Source organism: Streptomyces sp. MMG1533 (assembly GCF_001279775.1).
Classification (GTDB): Bacteria; Actinomycetota; Actinomycetes; order Streptomycetales; family Streptomycetaceae; genus Streptomyces.
This window is the reverse complement of sequence record NZ_LGDG01000077.1, coordinates 1-2,647: the sequence shown is the minus strand read 5'-3', so window position 1 is coordinate 2,647 and position 2,647 is coordinate 1. Positions and strand designations below refer to the sequence as shown.

At 67.6% G+C, this 2,647-nt stretch carries 1 protein-coding gene; it reads left to right on the top strand.

The genetic code is table 11. The annotated features are described in order from the left end of the window. Window positions 1–2,646: methionine synthase (gene metH / locus ADK57_RS11185; RefSeq protein ID WP_053749251.1), on the top strand; the 2,646-nt coding region annotated here is incomplete at its 5' end. Window position 2,647 lies beyond the last annotated feature (1 nt).

Genomic DNA, 2,647 nt, shown 5'->3' with positions numbered 1-2,647 from the left:
GTCCGTGAGTACGGTCTGTCGTTGATCGGTGGTTGTTGCGGGACGACGCCGGAGCATTTGCGGCAGGTGGTGGAGCGGGTGCGTGGTGTGGCGCCGGGGGTGCGTGATCCGCGTCCGGAGCCGGGTGCGGCGTCGTTGTATCAGTCGGTGGCGTTCCGTCAGGACACGGCGTATATGGCGATCGGGGAGCGGACGAACGCGAACGGGTCGAAGAAGTTCCGGGAGGCGATGCTTCAGGGCCGCTGGGACGACTGTGTGGAGATGGCCCGTGAGCAGATCCGTGAGGGTGCTCACATGCTGGATCTGTGTGTGGATTATGTGGGCCGGGACGGTGTCGCGGACATGGCGGAGCTGGCGGGCCGGTTCGCGACCGCTTCGACGTTGCCGATCGTTTTGGATTCCACCGAGGTGGAGGTCATCGAGGCGGGGCTGGAGAAGCTGGGCGGCCGTGCGGTGATCAACTCGGTGAACTACGAGGACGGTGACGGTCCCGAGTCGCGGTTCGTGAAGGTGACCAGGCTGGCGCGGGAGCATGGTGCGGCTTTGATCGCGCTGACCATCGACGAGGAGGGCCAGGCCCGCACGGTCGAGACGAAGGTGGCGATCGCCGAGCGGCTGATCGACGATCTGACCGGCACCTGGGGCATCCACGAGTCGGACATCCTCATCGACTGCCTCACGTTCACGATCTGTACGGGGCAGGAGGAGTCCCGGGGTGATGGTGTGGCGACGATCGGGGCGATCCGTGAGCTCAAGCGCCGTCACCCCGAGGTGCAGACCACGCTGGGGCTGTCGAACATTTCCTTCGGTCTGAACCCGGCCGCGCGGGTGCTGTTGAACTCGGTGTTCTTGGACGAGTGTGTGAAGGCGGGGCTGGACTCGGCGATCGTGCACGCGTCGAAGATCCTGCCGATCGCCCGTTTCACCGAGGAGGAGGTCAGCACCGCCCTGGATCTGATCTACGACCGGCGTGCTGAGGGCTATGACCCGCTGCAGAAGCTGATGGCGCTGTTCGAGGGCGCCACCACCACCTCGCGCAGGGCGGGGCGGGCGGAGGAACTGGCCGCGCTGCCGCTGGAGGAGCGTCTGAAGCGGCGCATCATCGACGGGGAGAAGAACGGCCTGGAGGCCGATCTCGCCGACGCCCTCACGGAGCGGCCCGCGCTGGACATCGTCAACGAGACGCTGCTGGACGGCATGAAGGTGGTCGGGGAGCTGTTCGGGTCCGGCCAGATGCAGCTGCCGTTCGTCCTGCAGTCCGCGGAGGTGATGAAGACTGCGGTCGCCTACCTCGAACCGCACATGGAGAAGGTGGAGGGCGAGGAGGGCAAGGGCACCATCGTGCTGGCCACGGTCCGCGGGGACGTCCACGACATCGGCAAGAACCTCGTCGACATCATCCTGTCGAACAACGGCTACACCGTGGTCAACCTCGGTATCAAGCAGCCGGTCTCGGCGATCCTGGAGGCCGCCGAGGAACACCGGGCGGATGTGATCGGCATGTCCGGGCTGCTGGTCAAGTCCACGGTGATCATGAAGGAGAACCTGGAGGAGCTCAACCAGCGCGGCCTGGCCGCCGACTTCCCGGTCATCCTCGGCGGCGCCGCGCTCACCCGCGCCTATGTCGAGCAGGACCTGCACGAGATCTACCAGGGCGAAGTCCGCTACGCCCGCGACGCGTTCGAGGGCCTGCGCCTGATGGACGCCCTGATCGGCGTCAAACGCGGGGTGCCCGGCGCACAGCTGCCCGAGCTCAAGCAGCGCCGGGTCCGCGCGGCCGCCACGCAGGAACGCCCCGAGGAACGCCCCGATCAGGGGGCGGCCCGCTCGGACGTGGCCCTCGACAACCCCATCCCCACCCCGCCGTTCTGGGGCAGCCGTGTCATCAAGGGCATCCAGCTCAAGGAGTACGCCACCTGGCTGGACGAGGGCGCCCTGTTCAAGGGCCAGTGGGGCCTGCGGCAGGCCCGCAGCGGCGAGGGACCCTCCTACGAGGAACTCGTCGAGTCGGAGGGCCGGCCCCGGCTGCGGGGCCTGCTCGACCAGCTGCAGAGCGAGAACCTGCTCGAAGCCGCCGTCGTCTACGGCTACTTCCGCTGCGTGTCCAAGGACGACGACCTCATCCTGCTGGACGAGCAGGGCAACGAGATGACCCGCTTCACCTTCCCCCGCCAGCGCCGCGGCCGCCGCCTGTGCCTGGCCGACTTCTTCCGCCCCGGCGAATCCGGCGAGACGGACGTGGTCGGCCTCCAGATCGTCACCGTCGGCTCCCGCATCGGCGAACAGACCGCGAAACTCTTCGAGGCCAACGCCTACCGCGACTACCTCGAACTGCACGGCCTGTCCGTCCAGCTCGCCGAGGCCCTCGCCGAGTACTGGCACGCCCGCGTGCGTTGTGAACTCGGCTTCGCCGGCGAGGACCCCGCCGCCATGGACGACATGTTCGCCCTCAAATACCGCGGCGCCCGCTTCTCCCTGGGCTACGGCGCCTGCCCCGACCTCGAAGACCGCGCCAAGATCGCCGACCTCCTCCAGCCCGAACGCATCGGCGTCCACCTCTCCGAGGAATTCCAGCTCCACCCCGAACAGTCCACCGACGCCATCGTCATCCACCACCCCGAAGCCAAATACTTCAACGCACGCTGAG